The 26,599-nt window shown below is 72.6% G+C and carries 26 protein-coding genes; 13 read left to right on the top strand and 13 right to left on the bottom strand.

Going from position 1 to position 26,599, the window contains the following annotated elements; translation table 11 throughout:
• Positions 1-25: 25 nt before the first annotated feature.
• Together IM697_RS25205 and IM697_RS25200 are read right to left on the bottom strand one after the other, a co-directional pair.
• Positions 26-886 carry an RNA polymerase sigma-70 factor gene (locus IM697_RS25205; protein WP_194038380.1) on the bottom strand — a complete coding sequence of 287 codons (861 nt, stop codon included), beginning with the start codon at positions 884-886 and terminating at the stop codon, positions 26-28.
• Positions 883-1,461 (bottom strand): carboxymuconolactone decarboxylase family protein, encoded by a 579-nt coding sequence (locus IM697_RS25200; RefSeq protein ID WP_194038379.1) that lies wholly within the window; start codon positions 1,459-1,461, stop codon positions 883-885. Before IM697_RS25200 ends, IM697_RS25205 begins: the two co-directional genes overlap by 4 nt.
• Before the next feature lie 285 nt (positions 1,462-1,746).
• On the opposite strand from IM697_RS25200, the gene IM697_RS25195 reads away from it, so the two are divergent.
• The 3 genes from IM697_RS25195 (at position 1,747) to IM697_RS25185 (ending at position 6,872) form a co-directional block, all read left to right on the top strand.
• Positions 1,747-4,179: a SpoIIE family protein phosphatase gene (locus tag IM697_RS25195; RefSeq protein ID WP_228045019.1), complete on the top strand. Its 2,433-nt coding sequence runs from the start codon at positions 1,747-1,749 to the stop codon at positions 4,177-4,179.
• 141 nt (positions 4,180-4,320) lie between these two features.
• Positions 4,321-5,283 carry an ABC transporter ATP-binding protein gene (locus IM697_RS25190; RefSeq protein ID WP_194038377.1) on the top strand — a complete coding sequence of 321 codons (963 nt, stop codon included), beginning with the start codon at positions 4,321-4,323 and terminating at the stop codon, positions 5,281-5,283.
• Positions 5,280-6,872 (top strand): ABC transporter permease, encoded by a 1,593-nt coding sequence (locus tag IM697_RS25185; protein ID WP_194038376.1) that lies wholly within the window; start codon positions 5,280-5,282, stop codon positions 6,870-6,872. Before IM697_RS25190 ends, IM697_RS25185 begins: the two co-directional genes overlap by 4 nt.
• A 57-nt stretch (positions 6,873-6,929) precedes the next feature.
• On the opposite strand, the gene IM697_RS25180 is transcribed toward IM697_RS25185, so the two are convergent.
• The gene (locus IM697_RS25180) at positions 6,930-7,700 is read right to left on the bottom strand and encodes a transposase family protein (protein WP_194038123.1); all 771 of its coding nucleotides are present in this window, start codon (positions 7,698-7,700) and stop codon (positions 6,930-6,932) included.
• 199 nt (positions 7,701-7,899) lie between these two features.
• Here IM697_RS25180 and IM697_RS25175 point away from each other — a divergent pair, with 199 nt between their 5' ends.
• From IM697_RS25175 to IM697_RS25150, 6 genes are all read left to right on the top strand, one after another.
• Positions 7,900-8,205 carry a FeoA family protein gene (locus IM697_RS25175; protein ID WP_194038375.1) on the top strand — a complete coding sequence of 102 codons (306 nt, stop codon included), beginning with the start codon at positions 7,900-7,902 and terminating at the stop codon, positions 8,203-8,205.
• Positions 8,202-10,151 carry a ferrous iron transporter B gene (feoB, locus tag IM697_RS25170; protein ID WP_194038374.1) on the top strand — a complete coding sequence of 650 codons (1,950 nt, stop codon included), beginning with the start codon at positions 8,202-8,204 and terminating at the stop codon, positions 10,149-10,151. The genes IM697_RS25175 and feoB overlap by 4 nt, the downstream gene beginning before the upstream one ends.
• 9 nt (positions 10,152-10,160) lie before the next feature.
• Complete coding sequence (locus IM697_RS25165; RefSeq protein WP_194038373.1) at positions 10,161-10,733, top strand: NifU family protein; 573 nt, start codon at positions 10,161-10,163, stop codon at positions 10,731-10,733.
• Between the two features lie 251 nt (positions 10,734-10,984).
• Complete coding sequence (locus IM697_RS25160; protein ID WP_194049857.1) at positions 10,985-11,503, top strand: MarR family winged helix-turn-helix transcriptional regulator; 519 nt, start codon at positions 10,985-10,987, stop codon at positions 11,501-11,503.
• A 1-nt stretch (position 11,504) separates the two neighbouring features.
• Positions 11,505-12,671, top strand: coding sequence for a GNAT family N-acetyltransferase (locus tag IM697_RS25155; protein ID WP_194038372.1), 1,167 nt, complete (start codon positions 11,505-11,507; stop codon positions 12,669-12,671).
• 2 nt (positions 12,672-12,673) lie between these two features.
• Positions 12,674-13,903, top strand: a complete 1,230-nt coding sequence (locus IM697_RS25150; protein ID WP_194038371.1) for a DegT/DnrJ/EryC1/StrS family aminotransferase — start codon at positions 12,674-12,676, stop codon at positions 13,901-13,903.
• Between the two features lie 21 nt (positions 13,904-13,924).
• Here IM697_RS25150 and IM697_RS25145 read toward each other — a convergent pair whose 3' ends face one another.
• From IM697_RS25145 to IM697_RS25130, 4 genes are all read right to left on the bottom strand, one after another.
• Positions 13,925-14,275: a cupin domain-containing protein gene (locus tag IM697_RS25145; RefSeq protein WP_194038370.1), complete on the bottom strand. Its 351-nt coding sequence runs from the start codon at positions 14,273-14,275 to the stop codon at positions 13,925-13,927.
• A 10-nt stretch (positions 14,276-14,285) separates the two neighbouring features.
• Positions 14,286-15,140, bottom strand: a complete 855-nt coding sequence (locus IM697_RS25140; protein WP_194038369.1) for a class I SAM-dependent methyltransferase — start codon at positions 15,138-15,140, stop codon at positions 14,286-14,288.
• A gap of 112 nt (positions 15,141-15,252) precedes the next feature.
• Positions 15,253-15,801 carry a vitamin K epoxide reductase family protein gene (locus tag IM697_RS25135; protein ID WP_194038368.1) on the bottom strand — a complete coding sequence of 183 codons (549 nt, stop codon included), beginning with the start codon at positions 15,799-15,801 and terminating at the stop codon, positions 15,253-15,255.
• Between the two features lie 83 nt (positions 15,802-15,884).
• Positions 15,885-16,064, bottom strand: a complete 180-nt coding sequence (locus tag IM697_RS25130) for a hypothetical protein (protein ID WP_194038367.1) — start codon at positions 16,062-16,064, stop codon at positions 15,885-15,887.
• Positions 16,065-16,310: 246 nt separating this feature from the next.
• Between IM697_RS25130 and IM697_RS25125 the strand changes: the two genes are divergently transcribed.
• Positions 16,311-17,096, top strand: coding sequence for an IclR family transcriptional regulator (locus tag IM697_RS25125; RefSeq protein WP_194038366.1), 786 nt, complete (start codon positions 16,311-16,313; stop codon positions 17,094-17,096).
• A gap of 324 nt (positions 17,097-17,420) precedes the next feature.
• On the opposite strand, the gene cysK is transcribed toward IM697_RS25125, so the two are convergent.
• A complete protein-coding gene (cysK, locus tag IM697_RS25120; RefSeq protein ID WP_194038365.1) occupies positions 17,421-18,341 on the bottom strand; it encodes a cysteine synthase A in 921 nt (306 codons plus the stop codon).
• Positions 18,338-18,925 carry a serine O-acetyltransferase EpsC gene (epsC, locus tag IM697_RS25115; RefSeq protein ID WP_194038364.1) on the bottom strand — a complete coding sequence of 196 codons (588 nt, stop codon included), beginning with the start codon at positions 18,923-18,925 and terminating at the stop codon, positions 18,338-18,340. The genes cysK and epsC overlap by 4 nt, the downstream gene beginning before the upstream one ends.
• A 658-nt stretch (positions 18,926-19,583) precedes the next feature.
• On the opposite strand from epsC, the gene IM697_RS25110 reads away from it, so the two are divergent.
• Together IM697_RS25110 and IM697_RS25105 are read left to right on the top strand one after the other, a co-directional pair.
• Positions 19,584-20,420 (top strand): DUF2249 domain-containing protein, encoded by an 837-nt coding sequence (locus IM697_RS25110; protein WP_194038363.1) that lies wholly within the window; start codon positions 19,584-19,586, stop codon positions 20,418-20,420.
• Between the two features lie 42 nt (positions 20,421-20,462).
• Positions 20,463-20,963, top strand: a complete 501-nt coding sequence (locus tag IM697_RS25105) for a hypothetical protein (protein ID WP_194038362.1) — start codon at positions 20,463-20,465, stop codon at positions 20,961-20,963.
• 63 nt (positions 20,964-21,026) lie between these two features.
• Here IM697_RS25105 and IM697_RS25100 read toward each other — a convergent pair whose 3' ends face one another.
• The 3 genes from IM697_RS25100 to IM697_RS25090 all read right to left on the bottom strand — a co-directional run bounded on the left by IM697_RS25100 (position 21,027) and on the right by IM697_RS25090 (position 23,540).
• Positions 21,027-21,983, bottom strand: coding sequence for an aminoglycoside phosphotransferase/kinase family protein (locus IM697_RS25100; RefSeq protein ID WP_194038361.1), 957 nt, complete (start codon positions 21,981-21,983; stop codon positions 21,027-21,029).
• 58 nt (positions 21,984-22,041) lie between these two features.
• Positions 22,042-22,797 (bottom strand): dienelactone hydrolase family protein, encoded by a 756-nt coding sequence (locus IM697_RS25095; RefSeq protein WP_194038360.1) that lies wholly within the window; start codon positions 22,795-22,797, stop codon positions 22,042-22,044.
• Between the two features lie 122 nt (positions 22,798-22,919).
• Positions 22,920-23,540 carry an L-threonylcarbamoyladenylate synthase gene (locus IM697_RS25090; protein WP_194038359.1) on the bottom strand — a complete coding sequence of 207 codons (621 nt, stop codon included), beginning with the start codon at positions 23,538-23,540 and terminating at the stop codon, positions 22,920-22,922.
• Between the two features lie 141 nt (positions 23,541-23,681).
• Between IM697_RS25090 and IM697_RS25085 the strand changes: the two genes are divergently transcribed.
• A complete protein-coding gene (locus tag IM697_RS25085; protein WP_194038358.1) occupies positions 23,682-25,214 on the top strand; it encodes a helix-turn-helix domain-containing protein in 1,533 nt (510 codons plus the stop codon).
• A 126-nt stretch (positions 25,215-25,340) separates the two neighbouring features.
• Here IM697_RS25085 and IM697_RS25080 read toward each other — a convergent pair whose 3' ends face one another.
• Positions 25,341-26,573 (bottom strand): cytochrome P450 family protein, encoded by a 1,233-nt coding sequence (locus IM697_RS25080; protein ID WP_194038357.1) that lies wholly within the window; start codon positions 26,571-26,573, stop codon positions 25,341-25,343.
• Between the last annotated feature and the right edge of the window lie 26 nt (positions 26,574-26,599).

Raw genomic sequence — 26,599 nt, 5'->3', positions numbered from 1 at the left:
CACCCCGCACACGCGCGGCCACGGATCACCTGGCGAGCTCGACCAGATCGTCCAGCCGTGTCAGCTTCCGCGGGTTCGCCGTCGCGTAGATCCGGGTGACCCGGCCGTTCTCCACCACGACACTCACCGCCGCCGGCCGGCCCTCGGCCTCGACCCGGGCCGCGGGGGCGCCGTTGAGCCATACGGCCGTCGTCTCGAACGCGGCCCGGTCCGTGCGCGCCAGCAGCGCCGCCACGGCCTCGGCCCCGTGGACCGGAGCGAGCGCGGCCGCCGCCAGTCCGCCGCCGTCGCTGATCAGCACCACGTCGGGCGCCATGACCTCCATCAGGTCCTGCAGCCGCCCGGTGCGCAGCGCCGCCAGGAACCGCTCCACCACCGCCCGCTGCTCCGAACGGCTCACCCGCATCCGGGGCCGACGGGCCGCCACGTGCTCGCGTGCCCGCCGCGCGATCTGCCGCACCGCGGGCACGGACTTCCCGACGGCCTCGGCGATCTCGCCGTACGGCATGTCGAAGACCTCGCGGAGCACGAACACCGCACGCTCCACGGGCCCGAGCGTCTCCAGCACGGTCAGTATCGCGATCGACACGCTCTCCGCGAGTTCGACGTCCTCGGCTACATCGGGGCTGGTCAGCAGCGGTTCCGGCAGCCACTCGCCGACGTAGTCCTCGCGGCTGCGCGACAGCGCACGCAGGCGGTTGAGCGCCTGCCGGGTGACGGCCCGCACGAGGTACGCGCGCGGGTCACGCACCTGAGAGCGGTCGACGCCGGCCCACCGCAGCCAGGACTCCTGGAGCACGTCCTCGGCGTCGGCCGCCGAGCCGAGCATCTCGTAGGCGACCGTGAACAGCAGGCTGCGGTGGGCGACGAACGGGTCGTCGGTCATGACGCGGACGGCGCGGCGGGCTTCTCACCGCGCGCCGCGAGCGGGATCTCGCAGGCGTCGGAGAAGCCCTGTGACGTGACGCCGTTCGCCACGTTGGCCCTCGTCGCGAGATTGACGAAACCGATGTACGCGGTCAGCTCGACCATCGCCGCCGGGCCCAGCCGCTCCAGCAGAGCCGCGTACTGCTCGTCGGTGACCGTCGGCGGCGTGTTCGTCATGGCCTCGGCGTACTCCATCACGTCCCGCTCCAGCGGCGTGAACACCTCGGCCTCCCGCCAGCGCGGCACCTGGCTCGCCTTGGCCAGGTCCAGGTTCTGGTTCCGCGCCTGGAAGTAGCCGGCGTCGAGGCACCAACCGCACCCGACCTGTGCCGCGACGGCCATGTGCGCGAACGACTTCAGGCTCGCGTCGGCCGCGTCCCACGCGGCCACCCTGCCGCCGAGCTCCAGGTTGTCCCGGGTGACGTCGGGGCTGTGCCACAACACCTCCACGTTCTCGGGCACGGCCCCGAACTGCTGGACCATGCTCGCCTCGAGTTCGGCGGGGAGCTCGGCCTTCGGAAGGCGTAGCGCCATGATGTCCTCCACCTGTGTCTGCCATGTCTGTATGCCGGTTCGACATGAAGACACCGGGGAGGCCCCGAACGTGACATCACTCCTCGCCGGCGATGTTCTGGCGCAGGTGCCAGGCCGGCGCCACGGACATCGGCGTGGCGTCCGGGCGCGCGCGTGGGAGCGAAGGGCGGTAGAAGTGGGGGTAGGTGTGTCGGCGCGGTGTGGCGGGACGCTTCGCGCGCCGGCTGCCCCTGGGCTGGTGTCCCCGGGGCCATGGTCCACGGGGCGGAATGGACGATGATCGACATGCACGGTGCCACCCCACTCGGCAACGGCTCCGGCGAGTACCCGGATCCGGTGGACGCCGCCACGGCCGTCGTCGATGTGCGGGGGATGGTGACGGGGTGGAGCGCGGGCGCCGAGCGTCTGCTGGGCTACCCGTACCAGGAGGTCGTGGGGCGTCCCGTGACCGTTCTGCTCGATCCCGACGAGCGCGCCGAGAAGGATCTCTCCGCCGTCCTGGCCGGACCGAGCGAGGTCGTTTCGCTCCGGCACCGGGACGGACCGCACGTGGCCGTGCGGCTGCGGACGTACCCGTCGTGCGACGGCCGGGGCGAGGCCCAGTATCTCCTGCTGCTCACGGCGCCGGAGCGGCCGCGACCGGACCGGGAGACGACGGAGGAGGCGTTCGCGCAGAGCCACCTGCCGGTCATGGTGTTCGACTCCGGGCTGCGGGCGGTGCGGGCGAGCGCCGGAGCCGCACGCGAACTGGGCTTCAGCGAAGAGCAGATGCGGGGCCGGCGGATCACCGAGGTCCTGCCGCCCCACGCCTGCCGGACGGTCGAGGGCGGCATGCGCCGGGTGTTCGCGACGGGGGAGCCCGAACAGTTCCTCGTGCGGGGCAGGGCCCGGGCCCAGGCGCGCGAGCGGGTCTGGTCCGTGGCCGTGTCCCCGATCAAGGCCCCCTCGGGCCGGGTACGGCGTCTGCAACTGTCCGCGCTGGACGTCACCGAACAGCACCTGGCCCGGGAGCGGCTCGCCCTGCTGAACGACGTCAGCACGCGGGTCGGCAGCACGCTGGACGTGATGCGCACAGCGCAGGAGATGGCCGATGTGACGGTGGGCCGACTGGCCGACTTCGTCACCATCGACCTGCTGGACTCCCTGTTCCGCGGTGTCGAGCCGAGACGCACCGGCGACGGCACGGGCACCGGTGCCGGCACCGTCGCCCTGCGCCGCGCCGCCCAGCGGTCCGTCCTGCCCGGCGCGCCCGAGGCGGTGATCCAGCCGGGAGAGGTGGACCACTATCCGCAGTCCACGCCTCCCGTCCGCTGCCTGGCCACCGGCCGGCCCTCGCTGCACAGCACCCTCGACGAGTCCATTCGAAGCTGGCGGAAGGCCGACCCCGAGCGGTCCGGGGTGGTGAAGTCCTTCGGCATCCACTCGATCATGGTCGTCCCGCTGCGGGCCCGCGGTATCACCCTCGGCGTGGCCGTCCTCGTCCGCCACCGGCGCCAGGACCCGTTCGACGAGGACGATCTGCTCCTCGCCCAGGAGATCGCCGCGCGGGCCGCCGTGTCCGTGGACAACGCCCGCCGCTACACCCTCGAGCGCACCACCGCCCTGACCCTGCAGCGCAGCCTGCTGCCTCGCCGGCTCGCCGCCCAGGACGCCGTCGACGCCGCCTACCGCTACCTTCCGGCCCGCACCCGGGCGGGGCTGGGCGGCGACTGGTTCGACGTGATCCCGCTGTCGGGCGCCCGGGTCGCCCTGGTCGTCGGCGATGTGGTGGGCCACGGCCTGCGTGCCTCCGCCACCATGGGACGCCTGCGGACCGCCGTACGCACACTGGCCGACGTCGACCTCCCCGCCGACGAGCTCCTCGTTCACCTCGACGACCTGGTCAGCCACCTTGCCGAGGAGGAACCGAGTGCGGCGGCCGAGAGCGACGGCGACATCTCCACCGGGCTCGTCGCCACGTGCCTGTACCTGGTCTACGACCCGGTCGAGAGCCGCTGCACGGCCGCCACCGCGGGCCACCCGCCGCCCGCCGTCGTCACCCCCGACGGCACCGCCCACTATGTCGACGTCCCTCCAGGCCCGCCGCTCGGGGTGGGCGGTCTGCCGTTCGAGACCGTCGAGTGGGAGCTGCCCGCGGGCAGCCTCCTGGCGCTGTACACGGACGGCCTCATCGAAGGGGCGGACCACGACCCCGGCAACGGTCTCGCGCTGCTGCGCCAGTGCCTGGAGCGGCCTGCCGTCTCGCCGGACGCCCTGTGCGACGACCTGATCGGCACCCTGCTGCCCGCCCAGCCGCAGGACGACGTCGCCCTGCTGGTCGCTCGCACCCGAGCCCTCGACGCGAGTCAGGTCACCACGTGGGACGTGCCGTCGGACCCGGCCACGGTGGCCGACACCCGTGCCCAGGTGCTGGCCCGGCTGGCGCAGTGGCGACTGCACGACGTGGCGTTCACCGTCGAACTGGTCGTCAGCGAACTCGTCACCAACGCGATCCGCTACGGGCAACCGCCCATCCGACTGCGTCTGATCCGCGACACCTCGCTCATCTGCGAGGTCTCCGACGGCAGCAGCACCGCCCCGCACCTGCGGCGGGCCCGCACCTTCGACGAGGGCGGCCGCGGCCTGCTCCTGGTCGCCCAGCTCACCGGGCGCTGGGGGACACGCCAGCACGCCGCAGGGAAGACGATCTGGGCGGAGGTGGACATCACCGGCGAGTGAGCACGGCCCCGCGACGGGCTCAGGCACCACCCCGTGCCGGCCGGTTCCGTCCCCATCGTCCGGTCGCCCGGGACCTCTGGCCCCTGCCGAGAACCCGCGCCGTGCGGAAGCGTCGGAGGAGACCCGAGCCAGGAGGCGCCGATGTCCGCCATCTCCGTTCCCGCGCGCCCCGCAGCGACCGGTCGCGGCCGTGCCGCCGCCGTCTGCGTCTCGGGGCTGGTGAAGACCTTCGGCCGGACCCGTGCCCTGGACGGGCTGGACCTGACGGTCGCCACCGGCGAGGTGCACGGCTTCCTCGGGCCCAACGGCGCGGGCAAGACCACGACCCTCCGCGTTCTGCTCGGCCTGCTGCGAGCCGATGCGGGCGAGGCCCGGCTGCTGGGCGGCGATCCCTGGCGCGACGCCGTCGCCCTGCACCGGCGGCTGGCCTACGTGCCGGGTGACGTCAGTCTGTGGCCCAAGCTGACCGGCGGTGAGATCATCGACGTCTTCGGGCGGCTGCGCGGCGACCTGGACCCGGCTCGGCGCGACGAACTGCTGGAGCGGTTCGAGCTGGACCCGACCAAGAAGTCCCGCACCTACTCCAAGGGCAACCGGCAGAAGGTCGGCCTGGTCGCGGCGCTGGCATCCCGTGCCGAACTGCTGCTCCTCGACGAGCCGACCTCGGGGCTCGACCCGCTGATGGAGAGCGCCTTCCAGGACTGCATCCGCGAGGTGAAGGCCGAGGGCCGCACGGTGCTGCTGTCCAGCCACATCCTGGCCGAGGTGGAGGCCCTGTGCGACCGGGTGAGCATCATCCGGGCCGGCCGCACCGTGGAGAGCGGCACGCTGACCGAGCTGCGGCATCTGACACGCACCTCGATCGACGTCGAGACGGTCCGGACGCCCGCCGGTCTGGACGCCCTGACCGGCGTGCACGATCTGCGCGCCGAGAACCACCGGGTGCGCTTCGACGTGGACACCGGCCGTCTCGACGACGCCGTACGCCACCTCACCGGCTTCGGGATCCGCACCCTGACCAGCCGGCCACCCACGCTGGAGGAGCTGTTCCTGCGCCATTACGACGACGAGCCGGACCTCCAGGTGAAGGGGGAGCGGCGATGACCCGGTCGACCGAGCTGACCGGCACGGCCGTCCTCACCCGGCTGATCGTGCGCCGCGAGCGAATCCGCATCCTGATCTGGCTCACGGCCATCCCCTTCCTGGTGCTGCTGACGGCGGCCGGCGTCAAGGGCCTGTATCCCACACAGCACGACCTCGACGTGGCGGCCGAGGCCAGTGAGGACAACGCCGCGGCCATCGCCTTCAACGGCCCGCCCCTGGCGCTCGACACCCTGGGCGGCGAGGTCGCCTTCCAGGTCGGCACGCTCGGGCTGGTCGTGGTCGCCCTCATGAGCACGTTCATGATCGGACGCAACACCCGCGCCGAGGAGGAGGCCGGCCGCGCCGAGCTGATCCGCTCGCTGCCCATCGGCCGGCACGCCGGCGCCACCGCCGCCCTGCTGGTCGTGGCCGCCATGAACGTGACGGTCGGGATGCTGGTCACCCTCGGCCTGATCGCCATGGAACTGCCCGTCGCGGGCTCGGTGGTCTTCGGCGCGTCCTTCTGCGCACTGGGGCTCGTCTTCGCCGGGATCACCACCGCCGTGGCCCAGATCTCGGAGAACACCCGGGTCGTGCACGGCGGCACCGGCGCCGTGCTGGGCGCGGCCTTCGTCCTGCGGGCCGTCGGCGACATCGGCGACGGCACGGTGTCGTGGTTCTCGCCCATCGGCCTGGTCCAGAAGGCCCGCCCCTTCGCCGGCGAACGTTGGTGGCCCCTGCTCCTCGCCCTCATCTGCGCCGCAGGGGCGGTCACCGCGGCACACGCCCTGTCCGACCGGCGCGACCTCGGCGCGGGCCTCGTCCCACCCAGGCCCGGCCCGCCCCGCGCCGCACCCGGCCTGGGCCGGCCGCTCGGCCTGGCCCTGCGGCTGCAGCGGGGCAGCCTGATCGGCTGGAGCTGCGGCGTCTTCCTGACCGGCCTGGCCTACGGCTGGGTCGCCGCCGACGTCGAGGACTTCGTCGGCGACAACGAGACCATGCAGGACATCGTCGCCCGCTACGGCACGGCCGACCTCACCGACTCCTACCTCGCCCAGTCGCTGCTCGTCGTCGCCCTCCTCAGCGGCGGGTACACGGTGCAGTCCGTCCTGCGACTGCGCGGCGAGGAGGGCGGACTGCGGGCCGAGCCGGTACTGGCCACACCGGTCTCCCGGGGCCGCTGGACGGCCGGCCATCTGACCGTGGCGCTGGCCGGCAGCGTCGTCGTGCTCATCGCCGCGGGCCTGGGTACAGGGCTCGCGTACGGCGTCTCCGGCGGCGGCATGGGCCAGGTCCCCCGTCTCGTCGGCGCCGCGCTCGTCTACGCCCCGGCACTCTGGCTGCTCGCGGGCCTCGCCATCACCCTGTTCGGTCTCGCCCCACGCGGCATGGTGGCCACCTGGGCCGCCCTCACCGCCTGCTTCGTCATCGGCCTGCTCGGCGAGGTCCTCGACCTGCCCGGGTGGTTCACGGACGCGTCCCCCTTCGAGCACATCCCGCACCTGCCGGCGGCCGACCCGAGCGCCGCCGCGCCGGCCCTGCTCGCACTCCTCGCCGCCGCGCTGACGGCGCTCGGCCTGGCGGGATTGCGCAGACGGGACATCGGCTAAAGCGTGTTGCAGAACGCTGTGATCAGGCAGGCTGAACTGGGCGTTTGTCGCGTCTGGTCACGCGGTGAGGGCGAGGTTGTGCATGCGGGCGACGGCCTGAACGGCGTGATGGAGGCCGTCGCCGCGCTGCCGGCAGTCACGCAGGATCTTGTAATTCTTCATCCGTCCGATCACATGCTCCACACGGGCGCGGACCTTGCGGTGCTCCGCGTTGTCCTCCTCTTCGCCCTTGAGTAGCGGCCGTCCGGGGCGTTTGCGGTGCGGGACGATCAGGCCGGTGTTGAGATAAGCGCCGTCGCCGAGCACCGTCACGCCTTCGCAGTGCTCGGCCAGTCCGGAGCGCCGCCAGGCGTGCGCGTCCGCGGTGGTGCCCGGCAGCGGACGGGCCGCGGCCACCACGAGCCGGGTGTCTGCGTCCACGATGACCTGCACGTTTGCTGAGAAACGGTAGTTACGCGAGGAGGCACCCACACCTCGGTCACGGACCGGGATGAGGGTGCCGTCCACGATCCACAACCGCTCGACTGCCTCCTGCGGGGCACGTACCGGCTCGAGCGCGAGCAGCGGCCCCAGCCGCTGGATCACCCGGCACACGGTCGCCGGGGAGATGCCGAACAGCGGGGCGAGCTGCCGCATCGTGAGGTTCGTGCGGTAGTAGACAGCCACCAGCAGCACCCGCTCGGCCAGCGGAAGCCGCCACGGACGACCCCACCCGCACCCCTCACCACCACGTTCCCGAACCGCCCTTAGCAGCCGCCCGAACTGCTCAGCCCGCAGACCGGTGAACGTCTCCACCCAGACCGGCTCAGCCCTCAACACCCCACCCATGCAAGGGAAATGCCCTGATCACAGCGTTCTGCAACACGCTTTAGGCTCCCCGGCCGCATGGGGTCATGTGGCCTTGTCGATGGGGCCGAAGGGGCCCCTGCCCGCGGGCCGGAACGCCCACGCCCCGTCCATATTGGTAAGGCTAGCCTCGCCTTAGTTGGACCCTGTGGAGGGTCGGCATGCTGTGGCGGAGGCACGGATGAGCGAGCTTGACCGGGAGTGCGAGAGGGCGGGGGACAGGGCGGTCGCCGTCATCCGAGGCGAGCGCTGTGCCTTGGCGGATCTGGCGCCCGGCGCCCGTGCCACGGTGGCAGCGGTCGTCGCTGACGGGTCGCCTTCGGTGGCCCGCCGGTTGAACGATCTGGGGTTCACCGTCGGCGCGGTGGTGGAGGTGGTGCGCCGCGCTCCGCTGCGTGACCCGGTCGTCTACCGGGTCAAGGACTACGAGGTGTGTCTGCGGCGGGCGCAGGCCGCGTACGTACAGGTCGTGGAGGCGGAGCGGTGAGCGCGGGCTGCCACGACGCCGGCGGCGCGGAGGCGACTGTGGCCGGGACACCGCGGGTTGCCCTGGTCGGCAGCCCCAACGCGGGCAAGACCAGTGTCTTCAACGCCCTGACCGGGCTGCGTGCCAAGACCGGCAACTACCCCGGGGTGACCGTGTCCCGGTTCGTCGGGACCTGCCGGGCGGGCCGGCACACGTATGTGGTCGAGGACCTGCCGGGTACCTACGGTCTGGAACCGGTCAGCCCGGACGAGCGGATCGCGGTCGATGTGCTGGACGGCCGGCTGGAGGGGGCGGAGCGGCCCGACGCGCTGCTGGTGGTGGTGGATGCCACCACCCTGTGGAGGTCCCTCGGGTTCGTCGCGCAGGTTCTGGCCCGCGGGCTGCCCACCTGTGTGGTGGTGACGTTCACCGATGAGCTGGTGCGCCGTCAGGGCCGTCTGGACGTCGACGCGTTGGCTCAGGCGCTCGGGGTGCCCGTCCTGGCGGTGGTGGGCCACCGTGGGTACGGCGTCGCACAGTTGCGCGCGAGGCTCGCCGACTGGAGGGCCTGGCCCATCCCGGCCGTGGCCCCGCCCACCGAGCCCGGCGAGCGGGACGCCTGGGCGGAGTCGGTACTGGCCTTCGCCGGTTACGAGGCCCCTGAGCGGCACCGGGTCACCCGGCGCGTCGACGCGGTGCTGCTGCATCCGCTGGCGGGCACGGTGGTGTTCTTCGCGGTGATGACGCTGTTCTTCCAGACCGTGTTCACCCTGGCCGCGCCGCTCCAGGGCTACGTCGAGGCGCTGTTCGGACGGCTGTCGGGCCAGGTCGCCGCGCACGTCGGCAACCCATGGGCCGCCGGGCTGCTGGGCGACGCGCTCATCGGCGGCGTCGGCGGTGTGTTGGTCTTCGTCCCGCAGATCGTGTTGCTGTTCCTGCTGCTGGCCCTGCTGGAGGGCGTGGGCTACATGGCGCGGGCGGCGTTTGTGATGGACCGGGTGATGGCGCGCTTCGGGCTGGAGGGCCGTGCGTTCGTGGCACTGCTGTCCTCGTTCGCCTGCGCGATCCCCGGCATCATGGCCACCCGCACGCTGCCCTCGGCGAAGGACCGCGTCGCGACCATGATGGCCGCCCCGCTGATGACCTGCTCGGCGCGGCTGCCGGTCTACGTCCTGCTCATCGGCCTGCTGGTCGACCCCTCCGCGAGGGTGGGCCCGTTCGGCGCGCAGGGTCTGGTGATGTTCGGCCTGTACCTGCTCGGCGCGGTCTCGGCGATGCTGGCCGCCTGGGTGTTCAAGAAGCTCGGCGACCGACGTGGCCAGGCGGTGCCGTTCTTCATGGAGATGCCGCCCTACCGACTGCCCACGCCGCGCGCGGTGCTGACGGCGGTGTGGTCCGCCGCCGGGGCCTTCCTGCGCAAGTGCTCGACCGTCATCCTCGCCACCACCCTCGCCCTGTGGCTGCTGCTGAACCTGCCGCTGCACTCGGCCGCGCACCTGCGCGCGGAGGGTGTCGACACCGCCGATCCCGTGGCCGTGTCCGCCTACACCGTCGACCACAGTTACGCCGCCGGCCTCGGCAGGACGGTCGCGCCCGTCTTCGAGCCGCTGGGCTTCGACTGGCGCGTCAACGTGGGAGTGCTGTCGGCGCAGGCCGCACGGGAGACCTTCGTCGCCACCCTCGGGCAGGTCGCGGCAGCCGAGGAACCCGAGGACCCGGGGCAGGCGCTGCGGGACATGACCCATTCCGACGGGCCCCGCGCCGGGGAGCCGGTCCTCACCCCGCCCACCATCGCCGCGCTGCTGGTCTACTTCGTCTACGCGTTGCAGTGCATGGCCACCGTGGCGGTCCTGCGCCGGGAGACCGGCACATGGAGATGGCCGCTGACCGCCTTCGCCTATCTGACGGCGCTGGCCTGGCTGATGGCCTGGCTGGCCAGGACGGTCACCGTCCTGTCGGGCGGGTGAGCGCGACCGGTGATCCCCCTGCACGCCCAGCCGGTACCCGGTCGGCCCGACCGGCTGCGCTGGATCACGCCGGCCGGCATCCTCACCGTGACCGGCCCGCTCGCCGAGGCACCCGCGCCACTGGCGGGGCTGCTGGCCGACGGCACCCTGGCACGGATCACGGTGGAACCGGCGGCGGTCGTCACCGTCCTCGGCTCGGACCGCAGCTGGTCCCGGGAGGGCCCTCGGGTCCGTACCGCGCTGCACGCCGCCCTCGACGAACCCACCGGATGGATCGCCGCGGGCGACACCGGCCACGGCGGCGACGACGCACTGCTGTACAGCGCGGCCAGGGACGTCCTCGCCGGACCGGTGGGCGACCTCGCGCGCTCCCACGGCGGTTCCATCGACCTGGTCGACGTATGCGACGGCATCGTCACCGTCCGCCTGGGCGGCGCCTGCCACGGCTGCCCCGCCGCCTGGGTCACACTGCACCGGCGCCTGGAACACCAACTGCGCCGACGCCACCCCGGCCTGCGGGAGATCCGGAACGCCGGCTCGCCGCCGCCGCGCAGAGGCCGACGCGGTACAGGAGGTGGCTGAGGGAGCGAGAGTCGAAGGACGTGGCAGCCGGCTGTGGGTCGAAAGCCCCTGTCCGGACGGCCGTCGGGCCCGGCCGGAGGTGTCGAAAGGGACCAACGGGTCATGCGGACGTGCCTGTTCGGCCCACGCGTGAACGCGTCGGCATCTCCATGCTGGCGTGTGACCGGCCGCAGCGCGGGCGTCAGGAGACCGGTGCGTACGGACGCGGAAGTGCAGAGGAGGCCGGGGTGCCCGAACCGGACGTACGGGAAATGTCCCACCCCCTGGGTCACACCACGGTCCTCACCGCACGGACAGCCGTGGTCGCCGCCCTCTGCCGTGCCGGCTCGGTGGTACGGCAGCACCTCGAGAACTCCGTGCTGCGTGGCGCCGACCTGACCTGGACGGCGTTCGTGGTGCTCCGGGTCGTCTGGGTCCGAGGCGAGTCGGAGACCCGGCATGTCGCGCGGGAAGCGGGGATCTCCAAAGGGACCCTCACCGGGGTCTCACGGACGCTGGAGCGCAGGGGATTCATCAGACGGTCCGACCACCCCTGCGACGGCAGGCTGGTGCTGCTCGACCTCACGGCCGACGGCGAGGCGCTGATGCTGCGTCTGTCGCCGAAGATGGACGAGGAGGTGGCGTACGTGACCGCCAGGCTCAGCGACGAGGAGTGCCGGAGCGTCACGGAGGTGCTGTGGCGGGTCGTCCATCACGTCGAGGAGCGCGGTGAGGAGCGTCTTCAAGGGCCGCCTCCGACAACCGTCAACCGAGGAGATCGGCAGGTCTGAGATGGACATCACGAACTACCGCCTCGACGAGCTGAGCCCCGCACTTCACCGCGTGTGGCACGGGACGATGGACGATTCACCCCAGTACGCCAACCCCTTCCTGTCACCGCAGTTCGCCATGGCGATCGCTCGACACCGACGCGGAGCGCGCGTGGCCGTCCTGAGGGAGAGCGGGGAGCCCGTCGGATTTCTTCCGTACCAGCGCGGGGTCTTAGGCGTCGGCCGGGCGATCGGGCTCGGCCTGTCCGACTGCCAGGCGCTGGTGCACCGCCCAGGGGTCACCTGGGACACCGGGGAGCTGCTGCGGGCCTGCGGGCTGTCCGTCTTCGAGTTCGACCACCTCGTCGAGGAGCAGGGACCCTTCGCCAGACATGTCACCGGAATGTTCGCCTCACCCGTGATCGACCTGGAGCACCACGGGACGGGATACGCGCAGTGGCTGCGCCGCACCTCCCCTCGGCTCACCAAGTCCACGCTGGCCAAGGAACGGCGCTTGGGGCGCGACATCGGTGAGGTGCGGTTCGTCTTCGACGAGCGCGACCCGCGGATGCTGCGCCGGCTCATGCGGTGGAAGTCCGCGCAGTACCGCAGGACGGGCCGGATGGACCGGTTCGCCCGGCCGTGGATCGTGCACCTGGTGGACGACCTGTTCCACACCCGGGACGAGCACTTCACCGGTGTGCTGTCCGTGCTGTACGCCGGTGACCGGGCGGTGGCTGCGCACTTCGGGCCGAGGTCGCGCACGGTGCTGGCGACCTGGTTTCCCGCGTACGACCCCGAGTTCGGCCGCTACTCGCCCGGGCTGATCATGCATCTGAGGTTGGCGGAGGCAGCCGGCGCGCACGGAGTGACCTACGTGGATCTCGGGCGCGGCGACATGGAGTACAAGGACTGGCTCAAGACCCGAGAGCTGCGCGTGGGCGAGGGGTTCGCGGCCCGCCTCCACCCGGTGTCGGCCGCGCACCGGATGTGGCGCGGCCCGGTGCGCGGCCTGCGGAACACGGTTCTGGCCCATCCCGGGCTGCGGCAGCCCGCCGACCGGTTGCTGAAGACGGCCGGCACCTTCCGCACGTCGGTGCTGGCCGGAGCCGCCGTGCCCCGTCGGCACGCGCCCGAACGCACCGCGTCCGCCACGCGCCCCTCCAACGGAAGCAACGGAAGCAGGTGACGATGCCGTACGGATCGCGGCTCGCCGCGACGATGACACGGCGCATCGGACGTGAATGCGTCTACACGCCCTCGGCCCGACTGGCCCTGTATCTGGCGCTGCGGCGCTGGTGCCGGCCGGGTGCGCGGGTGCTGATGTCCCCGGTGAACGACGACGTGATCCTCTTCGTCGTCCTCGCCGCCGGACTGCGCCCGGTCCAGGCCCCGGTGTCCCGGTGGGACGGCAACATCGACCCGGCCGCCGTACCGGCGTCCACCTGGCGCGCTGTGGACGCCGTTCTGACCACCAACCTGTACGGGCTGCCCGACCGGGTCGTCGAACTGCGCCGCCGCTGCGCCGCGCTGGGCATCCCCCTGATCGAGGACGCGGCGCACGCCATCGGCACGCATGTGGACGGGCAGCCGATCGGGACGTTCGGGAGGGCCGCGGCGTTCAGCCTCTCCAAGCATGTCGCGGGGATGGCGGGCGGCTTCCTCGCCGTCGACGACGCACGCACCCGGCGCGAGCTGGAACTCCTGCGCGACGACCTGCTCACCCCACGCCGCCTGCGCGACGACCTGGCCACCACGCTGCGGCCGCTGGCCCGTTCGGCTGTGTGCCGCCTCCACCTGGTGCACCCCGTGTGGCGGATGCTGCGGCACCTCGGAGCGCTGGAACGCGACGACTTCCGCATGGCCCTGCGCGCACCGCGGCTGGCCGCCTGCGCGGGCCGGGCGCCGGGGCTGACTCCCTACGAGCCCTGGGTCCGCGTCGACCTGCATGGCTACCGGACCCGCCATGGGGCCCTGGTCCGCGGACAGTTGGCACTGCGGATGGCCGGCCTGGACCGGGATCTCACCCGGCGCAGGGTCGGCGTGTCGCTGCTTTCGGGTACCGCGTGGGCTTCCCCGGCACTGAGAGAGCAGGCGGCGTACGACGGGCCCCCGCCCCTCTTCCGTGCTCCGCTCCTCGTCGACGACCGCGACGCCCTGGTGGAGCGGTTGGTGAGGCACGGCGTGGTCTCCGGATACGTCTACGATCCTCCGCTCGACGACTACGCGGGCGCGGAGTTCGTCGAACCGTCCCCCGACCCCGCTGCCGCCCGCTGGTTCGCCGCGCACGTCCTTCCGGCCGATCCGTTCCTGGCCCGTAGGGTCATCAGCGCCCTGACGAGAGAGCGGGCGACGACCGCCCGCCTCCCGATTTCCGGCTCCGTTGCGGACACCACGCCACCGGCGTCCCTGGGCCGCTGAGTGCGTGTCGGCGGGGCTGGTTCAGGCCGCGGCGGGGCCGCCGGCCGCAGTGGGGTCCGGGGCGGGCAGCATGGTCAGCAGCATGATGGTGGGATCGATGGCGCGCACGGTGTGGGGCAGTCGGGCGGGCAGGTGGATCCAACTGCCGGGCGTCGCCACGGACTTCTCGTCACCGAGGACGAGGTCCAGGCGGCCCTGCACGACCTGGATGACGACCGGCAGAGCCGAAGTGTGCTCGGTCAGCTCCTGCCCCTGGGCGAACGCGAAGCCGATCACGCGCAGCCGGTCGTCGCGGTACAGGACGCGGCTGAGGGTGCCGTCCTCGGGCAGCGGCAGTTCGGTGGTCAGGTCGGGGATGACGGTGGCGGACATGCGGGTCTCCTCAGACGGTGCGCGGGGTGGGTGTGGCGATGAGGCCGATGGCGCCGAGGTGGGCCTGGTGGCGGCGGAAGACGCGGCGCATCCGCAGGACACGCCGGCGGGCTTCGGGATCGCGCAGAGCCCGGCCGGCGATGCGCGCGGCCTGCGCGAATCCCTCGTCGGAGATGAGCCGGCGGGGTTCGAGCAGGGCCATCGGCGTTCGCCGGCGTGCGGTGACGGTGAAGCCCTCGGCGGCGAGCAGGTCGACCCAGCCGCGCGGGGTCAGCGGACGGGCGCCGACGTGGATGGCCTCGCCCAGGTCCCGCGTGATCGCCTCCGCATGTTCCGGGTCGAGGTCCTCGGGCAGCAGGCACAGCTCGTGGATGGCGTACCGGCCGTCGGCGTCGGCGAGCAGCCGCCGGGCCTCGCGCATGATGCGGCGTTTGGCGGGCTCGGGCTGCATGGTCAGCATGGCCTCCCCGTACACCGCGGTGGCGCTGCCGGCCGGCAGACCGGTGTCCGCGGCGTCGGCCCGTACGGCCGCGACGTCGGTCGCGCCGGGGGCGATCAGAGTGCCCAGTACCGCCACGGCGGCGGGATCGCGGTCGACTGCCGTGTAGGAGCCCGGGATGCGCGCGAGGGTCAGCCGGGCCGTGGCCCCGAGCCCCGCGGCCAGTTCCACCACTCGGTCGTCCGGACCGAGGGCCAGGGTGTCGAGCATCCAGCGGGTCAGTTCTACGCCACCGGGACGCAGGACGCGCTTGCCCAAGCGGGCCAGCAGCCAGTGGCCCGGCATACGGGTGGCGTCCAGTCCGTCGCCGGGAAGGGGAATGTCCTTCCGCTCCTTCTCCAGGGCCGAAGGGTCCGTCGATGCCATGCTCGTTCCTCGCTCTCCACAGCCTGCGTCGGTGCTACTTAGGTGAACCTAACTTCGAGTGGGAGAGGGGTGCGGGGGCCGAACGTCCCGAGTGCGGGGTCCAGTGGGCCCGTCACGGCAGGCTGCTCCAGTACGACCAGAAGCGGGTGAGGACGAGCATCGCGATCACCCCGTACCAGGCGGCGAGCATCATCCAGTGGGTGTCCCGCACGACCTCCAGGACACCCCGGGGCACCGGGACGATTCGCTGTTCGAGGCAGTGCAGGGTCACGTACCAGAACAGGGCGATGGTGACGACCCAGACGACGGCGCAGTAGGGGCAGATCTTGTTGAGCTCGTAGAGCGACTGCACGATCAGCCAGTGGACGAACACCACCCCCGTCAGCGCCCCGGCGCCCAGCGCGAGCCACAGCCCGCGGTGCAGGCGCGTCCCGGAGAGCACGGCGATGCCCAGGGCGATCACGGCGGCGAAGGCGCCCAGTCCGAGGAGCATGTTGGGGAAGCCGAGCAGGCTGCCCTGCGAGCTGGACATGACGCTGCCGCAACTCACCACGGGGCTGATGTCGCACGGCGGTTGGTAGGCCGGGTCGCGCAGCAGCCGCCAGTCGTCCACGGTGAGCCGGAAGGAGGCGAGCCAGCCGACGATCCCGGTGGTGACCATCACCCATCCCGTTCGGCGGCTCGAGGCCACCGTGTGGGGGCGTGGGGTGGTCGTGGGGTCCGGCGAGAGCGCGGGGCCGTGACTCATGCCGCTCGCCGGGAGCCGGAGGCCGACCGGGCCCGGCGCACGGTCGTCGGGGTCGTCGCCGGTGTGGCACGGTGCCGGTGGGCCATGTACGGCCGGGCCGGCAGGCGCGGGGCGGCGAGTGGCCGGCTCTCGGCGGCACGCCCGCGCGGGGGACGTGCCGGCTTGTCGTTCTCCATGAGTGGGGACGCTAGGCGGCCCACGCCGTCCCGCGCCTGGGTCCATCGGTCCCCGCCGAGTGACCTTCCGGCCCGGCCCGCGCCGCGCCGACAGGGCCCAAAGGTCCCCGTACCGGGGCCGGTCGGCCGAGGAGGACGACGCGGTCGGTGTCGCATGCTGGCGGCGATTCGGCAGCCGTCCGACGCACCCCGGACCCCGCACCCCTCCACGTCTCGACAGGGGCTGACCTGCACGATGGGAGCGATATGCGACAGGATTCGACAACAGGTCCCGTGGTGAACGGGGCGCAGTCCGTCGACCGTGCCGTGAGCGTCCTGGAGATCCTCGCCCAGCGCGGTGAGGCGGGTGTCCGCGAGGCCGCCGCGCAGCTCGATGTCCACAAGTCGACCGCGTTCCGACTGCTCGGGGCGTTGGAGTCACGCGGTCTGGTCGAGCAGACGGCCGAGCGGGGCAGGTACCGACTCGGCTTCGGGCTCGTGCACCTGGCGGGCGCGGTCGTGGACCGTCTCGACATCACCCGGCAGGGCAGGCCGGTGTGCGAGCAACTCACCGTGGAGATCGGCGAGACCATCAGCGTCGCCGTCCTGAAGGAGCACTACGCGATCACCCTCTACCAGGTCCGCGGCCCGGGCGCGGTCGGCACGCACAGTCGCGTCGGCCAACCCACCCCGGTGCACGCCACCGCCACCGGCAAGGTCCTGCTGGCCCACTTGCCGGCGCGGGAACGCACCACGCTGCTCGCGCACTCCAGTATGAAAAGGGTGACGCCGAATACCCTCACCGCCGGGCGGGAGTTGGACAGGCACCTCGCCGAGGCGCGGGACCGCGGGTACGCGGTGACGCTGGAGGAGTTCGAGGTCGGGCTGCATGCCATGGCGGCCCCGATCCGCTCCCGGGACGGCGGGGTCGTCGCCGCGCTGTGCGCGTCGGGACCGGCGTACCGCTTCACCGAGGAACGCATGCACGAGCTGGCGCCCGTGCTGCTCAAGGGGGCGGAGGAGATCAGCCGCCGGGTGGGCCATGCCGGCTGAGCATCTGGTTACGGAGCCGCAAGTACGGGTTCCGGGCCCGGCGACCATCCTTGCGAGGACCCAGTCGGGGGCCCCGGCCGGGCCCCGCACATCTTCGCCGGGCGCGGGCGGCGGGCGCTGGTCGAGCGGGAGCTTCGCCGCGAACTGACCGTGCGCAACGACCCCGCGGCCTGTCCGACCGCATTCCCCTTCAAGGTCGCCGACCTGCCGGGCACCTTGGCCGACCCCGGCGTGAGCTTGGCGCGGCATACGTCCGCAAGGGTGGCACCGCCGAGGAGGCGGAGGGACGGCAGTGCCTGTTCCCGTGGGTGAGGCGACGCGTGATCAGGAGAACAGGTCCGTGCTCAGATACCGCTCGCCGGTGTCGGGCAGGACGACCACGATCAGCGCACCCAGGTGCTCCGGCCGACGCGCGACCGCGGCGGCCGCGTGGAGGGCCGCTCCGCCGGAGACGCCGGCCAGGATGCCCTCGGTGCGGGCCAGACGGCGGGCCTCTTCCCGGGCCTGGTCCAGGGAGACGCGGCGAACGGTGTCGTAGACCGTGGTGTCGAGGACGTCGGGGACGAACCCGGCGCCGAGCCCCTGGACACGGTGCGGGCCGGGTGAGTCGCCGGACAGCACCGCCGACTCGTCCGGCTCCACGGCCACCACGGTGACCTCCGGCTTCTTCTCCTTCAGCACCTGCCCGACACCGGTGACGGTCCCGCCGGTGCCGACACCGGCCACCAGGACGTCGACCTGGCCTGCTGTGTCCTGCCAGATCTCCTGGGCGGTGGTACGGCGGTGGACGTCGGGGTTCGCCGGGTTCGCGAACTGCTGCGGCATGAACCAGCCGTGGCGCTCCGCCAGTTCGGCGGCCCGGGCGACGGCGCCACGCATGCCGTCGGCGGCCGGAGTCAGGACGAGCTCGGCACCGTAGGCACGCAGCAGGGCGCGACGTTCGACGCTCATGCTCTCGGGCATGGTGAGGGTCACCGGATGGTTCCCGGCGGCGGCCACCATGGCGAGGCCGATGCCGGTGTTGCCGCTGGTCGGCTCGATGATCCGCTGCCCGGGCCGGAGCGTTCCGGTGGCCTCGGCGTCCTCGATCATCGCCAGCGCGATGCGGTCCTTGACGCTGCCGCCGGGATTGGCGGACTCCAGCTTGGCGACCAGGCGGACGGGCAGGTCCGCGCCGTAACGGCGCAGCGCCACCAGGGGGGTACGGCCGATCAGCGCCGTGATCGAGGGATGTATCGCTGTCATGGTCGTCCTTCTGTCCGGTCGGTGGTGACGGGGAGGCCGGCGCGCGGTGGGGGCGTCGCGGTGCGGCCGCGGGTCGTGGTGTCCGGTCGGGCGGCGCGGACGCAGGAGTGGGCGGGGACGTCGCGCAGGACGAGAGCGTGTGCGCCGACAGTCGTGTCGTGGCCGACGTACACGGGGCCGAGCACGGTGGCGCCCACGCCGAGGACGACCCGGTCGCCGACGGTCGGGTGCCGCCGCGTGCCCTTCGTGTCGGTCCACCAGCCGGTGCCGCCCAGCGTCACCCGGTGATACAGCATCACGTCGTCGCCCAGGACGGCGGTCTCACCGATGACCACGCCCATGCCGTGGTCGATGAAGCAGCGGCGGCCGATGACGGCGCCGGGGTGGATCTCGATGCCGGTCAGGGCTCGGCAGAGCTGGGAGAGCAGTCGGGGCACAAACGGCAGGCCGAGCCGGTGCAGCCGGTGGGCGACCCGGTGCGACCAGATGGCCCACAGCCCCGGATACAGCAGGAGCTCGATGATGTGAACGCCGTGCAGAGCGGGGTCCTTGCGGCAGGCCGTCCGGAGGTCTTCGAGGATCATGGCGCGTCTTTCTGCGGGCGTGGCCCGACGGCATGCGTCGAGGCGAGACAGGACAGGGGCGTCGGAGCTGGTGAGCGCCGTACGGGCCGACGGCGTGTCGGCGACGTGACGCCGTACGGCCCGGTCAGCCCCTCTGACATCGACGCACCGCCGGCCCGGTGGCGACCGGGCGGGCCTGCCGGGTGCGGATGTGCGAGTGCTCCGGATGTGGGCCGTTGTCCATGAGGCCGGACGATAGGCGGACGGGGAGCGGCTCCGACTGGGTCGACCTTCCCCTTCCCACACGGCCGTTCGGCCCTGTTCCGCATGCGCGGCGGGGACCGGGAGGCGCTGCCCGGTGGACCGTCCGGCCCAGGCGACGGAGGCGGTGGCACGGTGATGCTGGTCCACGACCGGCCGGGAGCGCCACGGGCCGTCGTGTCCTGCCGCTCGGCCTCGTCTTCGTGCGTCCACGAGGCGCGGCGAGCCCCGGTCCGGTCGTCATCCGGTCGTCCCACCTGTCATCGCCGGATGGTCGTCCGTCCGCCACGTCCTGGCGCCGGCGTCCCGCTACAGGCTGGCGGGCGGGTGCGCCGGTCGCCTCAGGGCGTGGCGGACGAGTCGGCGCCCTACCCGCGCCGGTCGGCCCGACCGGCCGTGAACCGTTGGAGACCCCCTCATGAGTGCTGTCACCATTGCGTCGGCCCCCGAGGACGCCGCCGCTCTCGAAGCCGCCGAGGCGCACCACGTCGACCTCGCCGGAGAGTTGGCCGGGCGCGTGGCGTTGCTGCTCACCGCGGCGGAGCGGGAGCCCGGGGCGGCCGAGCGGATCCGGGCCGGTCTCGTGTCCTTCTGTGAACGTGAGCTCCTGCCGCACGCGGCCGCCGAGGAAGCCGTGCTCTACCCTGCCGCGCGCCGACTGCCCGACAGCCGCCTGCTCATCGAGAGCCTGATCGCCGAACACAGCTGCCTCGCCGCGCTGGTCGGCTCCCTGCGGGCCGCCCCCACGGCGTTGGGGGCGGCGGCCGACGCCCGGGCACTGCAGGTGCTCTTCGAAGAGCACGTGGCCAAGGAGAACGGCCTGGTGCTGCCGCTGCTCGCCGTCGCACCCGGTGTCCGTCTGGCCGCGCTGCTCGCCGACCTGCGGGACATGCTCGCACGGCAGAAGTCGGCGACGGACGGCACCGCGGGGGCCCAGGCCGCCGGTACGGCGAAGGACGCCACGGGCGACGCGACCGAGGAGAGCGGTGGCTGCGGCGGAGGGTGCGGCTGCGGTGGCGAGGAGGAGGCCGAGGTTCCCGAACTGGACGTGCGGGACGTCCCGCACGCCCTGCGCCACGCCACGGTCTTCGGCGCCCTCGACGCGGTCCCGGCGGGCAACGCCATGGTGCTCGTCGCCCCGCACGACCCGCTGCCGCTCCTCGCGCAGATCGAGCAGCGCGAGCCCGGACGCTTCGGGGTGGAGTACCTCCAGCGCGGCCCGGACGCCTGGCGGCTCCGCCTCAGCCACCGCTGACCACGGACACCCACGGACCTACGAGAAGAAGGAAGACACGTCATGAATGGTGCGCACCGCCGGGCCGGCGTGCTGCTGGGGACGGTTGGCGCGGCCCTGCTGGCCGCCGGGCCCGTCATGCTGCTGCGCGGCCGCAGCGCACGCGAGGAGATCCGGACCGAACTGGCCAACCAGCGGATCACCTTCCCCACGCACGGCCTTCCCGCCCAGCTCACCCACCTGGCCGGTGTGCCGGTGGACAGCGGCGCCCAGGCCCACGCCTACGCGGAGATGATCAAGGATCATCTCGTCCATGCCGCCGGCGGTCGCAGCTACGCCGAGATCACCGAAGAGCTGCACGCCACCGGGGGCGACGACGAGAAGCTGGAGCAACTGCGCCAGACCGTCTTCATGGGGGAGACCCTGCGCGGCTCACTGCTGTCCGCCTACCAGGCTTGGCACCTGACCACGCTGGTCACCGGCCTGGGCGCCGCACTGACCGGCGTCGGTGCGGCCCTGGTGGCCACCGCGGATGCCCTACGCGCGGACAGGCGGCGCCCCTGATCGCCGATCCGCCGCCCAACTCCACGCCCGCGTCGGCCTTGTCGGGGCAGTCGCCGCATCCCTTCAGGGCAGGTCGGCCAGGCCGCCCGCGAACGGCGCGGTCCGCCACTGGGCGATGGCCGGCTCCAGGTACTCGAGCAGGGCGGGCAGTTGCGGTGCGAGGGTGAGGGCCGCGATGGTGCGCAGCATTCCCACGGCGTTCACGAAGCGCAGAACGTCCTGGTCCAGCGGCCTCATGCCCTTGCTCAGGGCCCGGCGGTCGTAGGCGGCTTCGAGGTCGGGACCGAGCGCGGCCAGGTCCCACTCGACGGGCCCCAACGTGATCAGCTCGAAGTCGGAGTAGAGGTCCCCGTCCACGCCGGGAAAGATGTTCGCGGGCGGCGAGTCGCCGTGGACGGGCTGGAGGTCGATGCCCGGGAACCGCTCCTCGAACGCCGCGCGTGAGCGCACCAGCGGCTCCAGGACCCGCCACTCGCGGCGCGCGCGGTCCAGATCGGCCGGTTCGACGAGGTCGGGGCGCTGTTCGAGCGACGCGAGGGCGTCCGTGATGAACCGCGGTTCGGCCGCGGACAGGTAGGACAGCCGGCCCGGGTACGTGCGCAGCGCGGCGTGCAGGTCGGCGGTGATCGCGGAGTTCGCCGCGTAGTCGGGCGCCCGGTCCCGGTCCTCCTCGACGAACCGCCAGAACGTCATCGAGAACCCGTCCCGCCGCACGGGCTCCGCCGGCACGAGCGGGCTCGGCGGGATCACCGGGACTCCCTGATCCGCGAGCCACTGGGCCACGTCCAGTTCCGCCCGCTGACGGTGTGCCAGGGAGTCGAGGTCGGCGTAGCTCGGCAGCACGGTGGGGATCCGGGCCACGACCGGCGCGGGCGCGAGGTGGACGACGACGGAGAACAGCTCGTAGAGCACCTTGGCATCGGTGACGGTGAGCCCGAGATCCCGCCCCGCCGCGACGGCCGCGTCGGCTGCGGCGGCGGTGCGGCGGGCGATGTCCTGGGGTGTCAGTAAGTCGGTCACGGTTCGATCATCGCATCCGCGTGGGCGGGAGTGCCGCGACGCGGAGTGGCCCAGCGGATCAGAACGTCCGCTTCAGCAGGTCCAGCAGCGCCGCCCAGTGCCGCTCGGCCGCGGCCTCGTCGTACGCCGAGGTGTCGGCCTGCGTGTAACCGTGGTGGGCGCCCTCGTACACCTCGTACCGGTGGCGGACTCCGGCCGCGGTCAGCGCGGCGGCGAGGCGCTCCATCTGCTCCGGCGGCATCGACTGGTCCGCGTCGGCGTGCCCGAAGTACAGCTCCGCGGTGATGTGTTCGGCGGCCAGGTGCGGGCTGTCCTCGGCGTCGGTCGCCAGCTGGCCGCCGTGGAAACCGGCCGCGGCGGCCACCCGGTCCGGGTAGGCGCCGGCGGTGCGCAGCACGAGCCGGGCGCCCATGCAGTAACCGGTGAGGGCGACCGGGCCGTCGGCGATCTCGGGCCGCTCGGCCATCCAGCGCAGATACGCGCCGGCGTCGCGCACCGCGAGCTCGGGCGTCAGGGACCGCATGACCGGGACGATCTTCTGCCACAGCTCCGGCCGCGCCTCGGGGTCGATGAACTCGGGCAGATCGAAGACGGGGCTGCGCCCGTGCCGGTAGAAGACGTTCGGCACGAGGACCGCGTAGCCCGCCCCGGCGAGCCGGTCGGCCATCCGCCGCAGGTGGGGACGGAGTCCGAAGGCGTCCTGGTAGAGAAGGACGCCCGGTCGGGGCAGACCGTCGCCCGGATGGGCCAGATAGGCGTCCGCCACACCGTCCTCGATGGGGAGGTCGACGTCTGTTCCCTGTACGGAGGTCATGGGGGTGCCTCTCTGTGCGGTTCACGGCGAACAGGTCGCCGAGCCGGTGGAACCGGGCCGCACGCATGGTTGCACGCAGCATGCAAACGGCTCGCGGCACCCCCTCCCCTTTGGGGACGCCTTTACTCGAACCGGGACGTGTCACCCGCTCCCTTCCGTACGATCTCGGCCTCGCCGCCCGAGAAGTCGATCACCGTCGTCGGCTCGGTGCCGCAGTCCCCGGAGTCGACCACCGCGTCCAGCACATGGTCGAGCCGGTCCTTGATCTCCCAGCCCTGGGTCATCGGCTCCTCCTCGTCGGGCAGCAGCAGCGTGCTCGACAGCAGCGGCTCCCCGAGCTCGGTGACCAGTGCCTGTGTCACGACGTGGTCGGGGATGCGCACGCCCACCGTCTTCTTCTTCGGATGCTGCAGCATGCGCGGCACCTCCCTCGTCGCGGGCAGGATGAACGTGTAGCTGCCGGGCGTCGACGCCTTGATCGCGCGGAACACGTCGTTGTCCACCCGCACGAACTGGCCGAGCTGCGCGAAGTCCTGGCAGACCAGGGTGAAGTGATGCCGGTCGTCCAGGCGGCGAATGGCCCGGATCCGGTCGATGCCGTCACGGCTGCCCAGCCGGCAGCCCAGCGCATAGCAGGAGTCCGTCGGATACGCGATCAGCGCACCGGAGCGGACGCTCTCGGCGACCTGGGCGATGGTGCGCGGCTGGGGATTGTCGGGGTGCACGTCGAAGTACTTCGCCATTCGCCGAGCCTATGCCCTCACGGCCCAACCGCCGCGCAGGCGGGCGGAGCCGGAGTCCGCCGACCCCGCGTTCACGGATATGTGAGGTAACGTCCCCGACCGGTACGTTGTGAATAAGTGCAGGACGAGGTGAACGCCGAAGTGGCTGGCAGAGAGGACGGGAACCGTCGGGCGGGGGTTCCGGGCGCCGACGGCTCGGCCTGGGCGGAGGAGTTGCTGGAGCACCTGCGGCCGGGCGGCCGGGACGTCCGCCGGGTCGTCGCCTGGCTCGCGGACACCGTGCGGGGCGTCGTCTCGCTCCAGGACGACACCGGCAGACTCCTCGCCGGCACCCGGCCGCCCCTGGACGACCACCTCGTCGAGGGTGTCGCCGCCGGCCGTATCGCCTCCGCCGCCTGGGAGGGCCAGGGCCGTCATGTGCGGCTGGTCCGGGTGACGTACCCGAACCCCTCCGCGGCGGGCGTCCTCGCGGTGTCGCGCGAGACGCCCTTCGACCGGCGCGCCTCCGACATCGTCACGCACACCGTCCAGGTCATCGAACTCCTGCTCAAGGCGGACGAGACGACCGCCGCCGGACTCCGGCTCGAACAGGCCACCTCCGATCTGCGCCTGGCGATCCTGCAACTGCTGATGGTGGAGGACACCGTCGCCGCGCGCCGCGTCGCCGCGGGGCTGTGGCCGGGCCTGCTCGACACGGACAGCGCCTGCGTCCATGTCGTCGAGGGCACCGCCGAGGAGCGCGACCGGCTCGCCGGGGAATGCATCGACGTCACCGAAGAGCGCGCACTGGTCGTGCTCTGCCCGGCCGTGGACGAGCATGTGATCGTCGTGACGCCCGGCGAGGCGGACGCGCGTGAACTCAGGGCGCTGATCGGCCGGCGCCCGCGCACCTTCATCGGCGGCAGCGCCCGGCAGAGCCTGGCCCGCACCGCCACCGCCTACGGGCAGGCCGTGAGCGCGCTCGCCGTCGCGCACTTCCGGCCGGACAAGGCCGCCGTCTACGCCGAGCGCACCCACCCCGAGCGCCTGATCGACCCGGCGGCCCTGCGCGGGTGGACGGACCGGCTGCTGCGCCCGCTCGACACGCTGCCGCACCACACCCGCGCCGAACTGCTCGCCACGACCCGGCTGGGCCTGGAGTTCACCGCCGTGAGCGCGGCCAAGGTCATGGGCGTCAGCCGCAACACCGTCCGCGCCCGCATGGAACGCGTGGAGGCCCTGCTGGGCACGGACTTCGCCGATCTGACGGCCCGTGCCGTGGTCCACCTCGCGCTCAACATCCAGATCGGCCTGGGCGACACACCGGCCGACGACAGCCCCGCGCAGGCGACCTTCGTCCCCTTGCGGGACCTGCTGACCGGACCCGCGATGCGCACCTGGGCGCAGGACCTCCTCGCCCACCTCGACAAGGACACCCGGGACCTGCGCCGCACCCTGCGGACCTGGATCGCCGAGGGCGGCAACGCCGAACGGACCGCGCAGACCCTCGGCGTCCATGCCCAGACCGTCCGCGAGCACGTCCGCAGCGCCGAACCCGTCCTGGAACGCCGTCTCCTGGCCGGCGGCAGCGACCTGTACGAGGTCGTCCTGGCCCATCTCACGCTGGGCGACCTGACCGAGCCCGTACTGCACCGGGCGAAACCGGGCCATCCGGACTCACCTGTGCACGGGTGAGTCCCGCCGGCGGCACAGTGGGCATCGACGCGATACCCAATGCCCGCGTCGTGGACGTAAGTTCAACTCTCCGCGGGGACACGACCGGAACGGGGGACCGGTCGCGTCCCCGCGCCCCGACGCCGATCATCCCCGCAGCCGGACCGGGATCTCCTGCCAGCCGAACGCGATGAACGACGGCACCTGACGCAGCTCCTGAGCGCCGACGGCCGGCCGCAGCTCGGGGAAGCGGTCGAAGAGGGCCGGCAGCGCGGTCATCGCCTCGACGCGGGCCAGCGGCGCGCCGATGCACCGGTGCACCCCGATCCCGAAGGCCAGATGGTCGTCCGCCCCGCGCGCCGCGTCGAAGGTGTCCGCGTCGGGCCCGTAGTGCGCGGGATCCACTCCCGCGGCCGCGAACGTCGTGATGATGGCGTCCCCGGCCGCGATCGTCACGTCCCCGACCTCGATGTCGCTGACCGCGAACCGCAGGGGGAGCGACGCGATCGACGGGTGCACACGCAGCGTCTCGTCGATCACCGCGTCCCAGCCGATCCGTCCGGACCGTACGGCGTCCAACTGCTCGGGGTGGGTCAGCAGGGCGACCACCGCGTTGCCGATGAGATTGACGGTCGTCTCGAACCCGGCGCCGATCACCAGCAGCAGCGTGTACAGCAGTTCCTCGTCGCCGAGCCGGTCGCCGTCCTCGTCGCGCACCCGGATCAGCTCGGTCGTCAGATCGTCCCCGGGGTGCTCGCCGCGGTACGCGATCAGCGCCGGCAGCACCGTGCCGATCTGCCGCTGCACGAACGCCGCGTGCTCCGGACTCGGGTCGGAGGTGTCCATGATCGCCGCGATGAGCGCCGCGGTGTCCTCCCGCAACTCCTCCGGCACGCCGAACAGTTCGCAGATCATCCGCATCGGCAGAGGGTGGGCGAAAGCGGCCTTCAGATCGACCTCCGACTCGCCCTTGTCGAGCGCGTCGAGCAGCTCCGCGGTGATCGCCTCCACCCGTGGCCGCATCATCTCCGTGCGCCGCTGGGTGAAGCTCGGCGCGACCAGCTTGCGCAGCCGCGCATGGTCGGAGCCGTACGTCGAGAGCATGTTGACCACGCCCACCCAGCCCAGGATCCAGCCCCAGGAGGGGTGATCGCCCAGCTCGGGCCACAGCCGCCAGTGCCGCCGCGGATCCTTGCTGACCCGGGGATCGAGGATCAGCTCCTTGAGCGTGTCGTAGCCCGTGGGCGCCCACGCGGGAATCCCGCCCGGCAGCTCCACCGGCACGATCGGGCCGAGGGCGCGCAGCCGGGCGCTCTCACCGGGGATGTCGGCGCCGAACGGGTCGATGGCGAAGCGGTCGGTGCGGTCGGACACGGTCACGAGGGGACTCCTGGCTGGTCGGGGGA

The organism is Streptomyces ferrugineus (assembly GCF_015160855.1).
Taxonomy (GTDB): domain Bacteria; phylum Actinomycetota; class Actinomycetes; order Streptomycetales; family Streptomycetaceae; genus Streptomyces; species Streptomyces ferrugineus.
Note: the sequence above shows the minus strand (reverse complement) of the source record. Positions and strands in the feature narration are given on the sequence as shown.